This is a genomic window from uncultured Dialister sp., assembly GCF_900541605.1.
Classification (GTDB): Bacteria; Bacillota; Negativicutes; order Veillonellales; family Dialisteraceae; genus Dialister.
The window spans coordinates 1-3,755 of record NZ_UQKJ01000163.1 but is presented as its reverse complement, the minus strand read 5'-3'; the positions used below and the strand labels follow the sequence as shown (position 1 = coordinate 3,755).

The 3,755-nt window shown below is 49.4% G+C and carries 3 protein-coding genes; all 3 read left to right on the top strand.

Annotated features, from left to right (window positions below; all coding sequences use genetic code 11):
• Positions 1-267: 267 nt before the first annotated feature.
• The 3 genes from QZR21_RS08565 to QZR21_RS08555 all read left to right on the top strand — a co-directional run bounded on the left by QZR21_RS08565 (position 268) and on the right by QZR21_RS08555 (position 3,649).
• A complete protein-coding gene (locus tag QZR21_RS08565) occupies positions 268-1,221 on the top strand; it encodes a sirohydrochlorin cobaltochelatase (protein WP_296098105.1) in 954 nt (317 codons plus the stop codon).
• A 355-nt stretch (positions 1,222-1,576) separates the two neighbouring features.
• Complete coding sequence (locus QZR21_RS08560) at positions 1,577-2,581, top strand: sirohydrochlorin cobaltochelatase (RefSeq protein WP_296098106.1); 1,005 nt, start codon at positions 1,577-1,579, stop codon at positions 2,579-2,581.
• A 138-nt stretch (positions 2,582-2,719) separates the two neighbouring features.
• Positions 2,720-3,649, top strand: a complete 930-nt coding sequence (locus QZR21_RS08555) for an ABC transporter substrate-binding protein (protein ID WP_296098108.1) — start codon at positions 2,720-2,722, stop codon at positions 3,647-3,649.
• Positions 3,650-3,755: the final 106 nt, after the last annotated feature.

Below are 3,755 nucleotides of genomic sequence, written 5' to 3'. Positions count from 1 at the left end.
AGGCGGCGCTTCCCAATCTGTGCGCCGCCACCTTCATTCCTAATTCCTCATTCCTAATTTTTCCCGCACCGCCACCTTCCCCTCGGGTGAAGTCCGTTCCCCCTGAACCACATCGCCCGAAGGATGTTACCCTTCAGCCGCTTTACCCCTTCATCTGTCTTATCTTATTGTAATCATTTCATATTTATCATATAATGTAATCAGCATAAAATTATAGTTATTTATTCATTAAATGATTCAATCGTATAATGACAGAAAGGAATGCAAATGACCCCATCCGATTCCAATCCCTCTCCCCTTACCTTCTCCCAGGCGGAGAAAGAAGAAGCCGGCATGATTGCAGCCCTGCGCCGGGCTTCTTCTATCGGCGTAAAGGTGCTCGAAAATCAAGCCATGAAAGAGGCACCGGACCGGGACGCCATCCTTGTCATGGCCTTCGGTACCACCTATTCCGAGACCCGCCGCAAAACCATTGAAGCCGTGGAAAAGGACATTCACCGCCTGTATCCGGAGATTCCCATTTTAGAAGCCTATACCTCCAAAATCATCATTAAACGGGTCCACCTGAAGGAAAATGTGCTGAAAGCCAGCCCTGCCAGGGCCTTCCGGAAGCTGAAGGAAGAAGGATACACCCGCATTGCGGTGGTGGCGCTGAATATTATCCCGGGCATTGAATATGACTATACCTGCCTCTTTGCGGAAAGCCAGCTTTCTATGTTCAAGAAAATCGTCATTTCCACGCCTCTCCTCTATTTTCAGGGAGTCAAGGACCAGCGGGATGATGTGGCAGATCTTCTGGAAGCCATGAAAGGGCAGTTTCCTCCCCTGGATGATGGTGATGCCATTCTTCTCATGGCCCACGGCACGCCGCATCCGGCCAATGCGTACTACAGCGTCATCCAGGACCGGATCAGGGAGATGGGACTGGGCCCGGTATTCGTGTATACCGTAGAAGGCCGGCCATCCCTGGAAGATATCATTCCCCCATTAAAGAAGCAGCATATCCATCACGTAACCCTCATGCCCACCATGCTGGTGGCCGGTGACCATGCCAATAACGACATGGCCGGCGATGACCCCGATTCCCATAAGAATATCCTCATCCGTGAAGGCTTCACTGTCTCCACCTATATCCATGGTCTTGGAGAAAATGAAAAGGTCCGGCGCCTTTACGCCGCCAGGGCTATAGAAACCATGAATGCCCTTCTTAATAAAAAATAAGAGATTCATGAATTTCCCCTCTTCCCATGGTTTTCCCTCTGACCACATCTATCCCCGCTTTCAGAAATGCTTGCTGAAAGTGGGGATATTTCTGTATTTATAGAAATACACATATTTATTATCAATCAAATCATAGATAATTAGTTATAGTATATTTACACATTGAAAGAAAGCACCATAAAGATAAAAAACAGGTAAAAATTCAATTGACATTACGATTAGCTTGTACTAAACTTAAGGAGTATTAAGTATGGAGGAGAGAGAAAAAACATGTGCTTGGGAAATAACTTGTTTTTTCTTCCTTTATTCTATACGAAACCTGGATTCCAGGAAATTTTCAAAGGAGTGATTGTTCATGAAAACAAGTATTAAAAAGGTTGTAATCGCATCTATGGCAGCTCTCTCCATGCTGGGCATGGGCATGTCTGTCAACGCTTACGAACTGAACCCGGAAGTTAAGGATGTAACTCCGGCTCTCCGTGAAGCTTCCACCGTTGGTGTATGGACCCATGAAAACCCGGCTATGAAGAATGCGCCGAACAAAGATGCCATTCTGGTTATGACCTTTGGTACTACCTTCACCGATACCCGTCACAAGACCATTGATGCTGTAGAAAAAGCCATCCAGGCTGCTAACCCGAACGTACCGGTTTATGAAGCCTATACTTCCCACATCATCATTGACCGCGTAAAAGCTAAAGAAGGAATCACAAAGCTGACCCCGGAAGAAGCATTCGCTAAACTGAAAGCAGAAGGCTACACCCGTGTTGCTGTTGTATCCCTCGATGTTATCCCGGGCATGGAATACACCTATGATTCCGTTGTAACCAAGATGCAGGTCAACAACTTCAAGAAGATTTCCCTCGCTACCCCACTGATGTACTTCCAGGGCACCGAAGGTGAACCGGACCAGGTTGTAGACTTCCTCCAGAACCTGAAGAGCCAGTTCCCGAAATGCGGTCCCCAGGACGCTATCATGATCATGGCTCACGGCACTCCGCATCCCGGCAACGCTTACTACAGCGTTATCCAGGCCCGCATCAACCAGCTGGCTAAGACGGACCCGATCTTCTCCCATGTATATGTATACTCCGTAGAAGGCCGTCCGAACATCAATGATGTTATCCCCCAGCTGAAAGAAAAGGGCTATAAACATGTAACCCTCATGCCGATCATGATGGTTGCCGGTGACCATGCAAACAACGATATGGCAGGCAGCGATCCTGACTCCCACAAGAGCCAGCTGGAAGCCCAGGGCTTCACCGTTTCCACCTACATCCATGGCCTTGGTGAAAACGCTAACATCCGCAAGCTCTATGTAGAACGTGCAAACGAAGCTCTTGCGGACCTGCAGAAATAATTTGTGGTAATATAATATAAGAGATGATGCGTCTCTTATAGAAAGAAGGGACTGTGAAATCTTTTCACAGTCCCTTTTCTATCGGACCGGGAAGGATCAATCTCTCCTCCCCTCCCCATTTATGACAAGGAGTACATAATGAAAAAAGTATTAGCAGCCATTGCCGCCGCTGCCCTCTGCCTTTCCCTTTCCGCCTGCGGGTCCTCACAGACCGCAGGAAGCGCAAACGGACTGAACTACACCTACAAAGACCAGACCATCACCGTAAAAGCAGCGCCCCAGCGTATTGTAGAACTGTCGGCACCCCTTCTTAATATGGCCTATGCCGTAGGCGGCACCTCCATTGCCCGTCCGGAAACCACGAGCCCCATTCCGGAAGAAGCCAAGTCCCTCCCCACCCTGGGCCATGTCCAGAATATCAACATGGAAACCCTGGTGGGCATGAAGCCGGACCTGGTTCTCGGCGAAAAGAACCAGAACTCCAAACTGGAATCCCTCCTGAAGAGCAATAAAATTCCCTACGTCCTCATCCAGTATGACGGCATCAATGATAACGTGCCTCTCCTTAAGTTCATGGGCCAGCTCTACAACAAGCAGGACCAGGCGGAAAAGGTGATCAAGACCTATGAAGACGGAGTAAAGGCGGTAGAAGACAAGGCAGCCGCCAAAACACCGGCAAAAGTGGCTGTCCTCCGGGCCACCGGCAAAGATGTAACCGCTGAAACTCCGAAATCCATCTGCGCCTCCATGGTGGAAATGCTGAAAATGGATAACGTCATTACAAACCACAAGGACCTGAAGCTGGACAGCAAGACCGTCCCCTATTCCCTGGAGCAGCTCTCCGCCGATGATCCGGACACCATCTTCATCGTCACCATGGGCAAACAGGACGAAATCAACAAGAAACTGGATGAATCCATGAGAAATAACCCCTCCTGGGCCCACCTGAAGGCGGTACAGAACAACCATGTATACTTCCTGGAACCGGACCTGTTCCTTATGAACCCCGGCGTGAATACCCCCCAGGCCATGGAAAAGCTTTATGAACTGGCCTATGGGAAGGATTGAGCGGAGATCACCATTGACGCAGGTCCCCCATGCTGATGTATGGGGCTAAGGGTTGTGGGTGAACGGCGCTTCGCTTGTTCACCGGGTGGCGGGTGCTTCGCACCAG

Coding starts and splice junctions, on each gene's coding strand:
- QZR21_RS08555 (WP_296098108.1), top strand. CDS start 2,720: ATGAAAAAAGTATTAGCAGCCATTGCCGCCGCTGCCCTCTGCCTTTCC.
- QZR21_RS08560 (WP_296098106.1), top strand. CDS start 1,577: ATGAAAACAAGTATTAAAAAGGTTGTAATCGCATCTATGGCAGCTCTC.
- QZR21_RS08565 (WP_296098105.1), top strand. CDS start 268: ATGACCCCATCCGATTCCAATCCCTCTCCCCTTACCTTCTCCCAGGCG.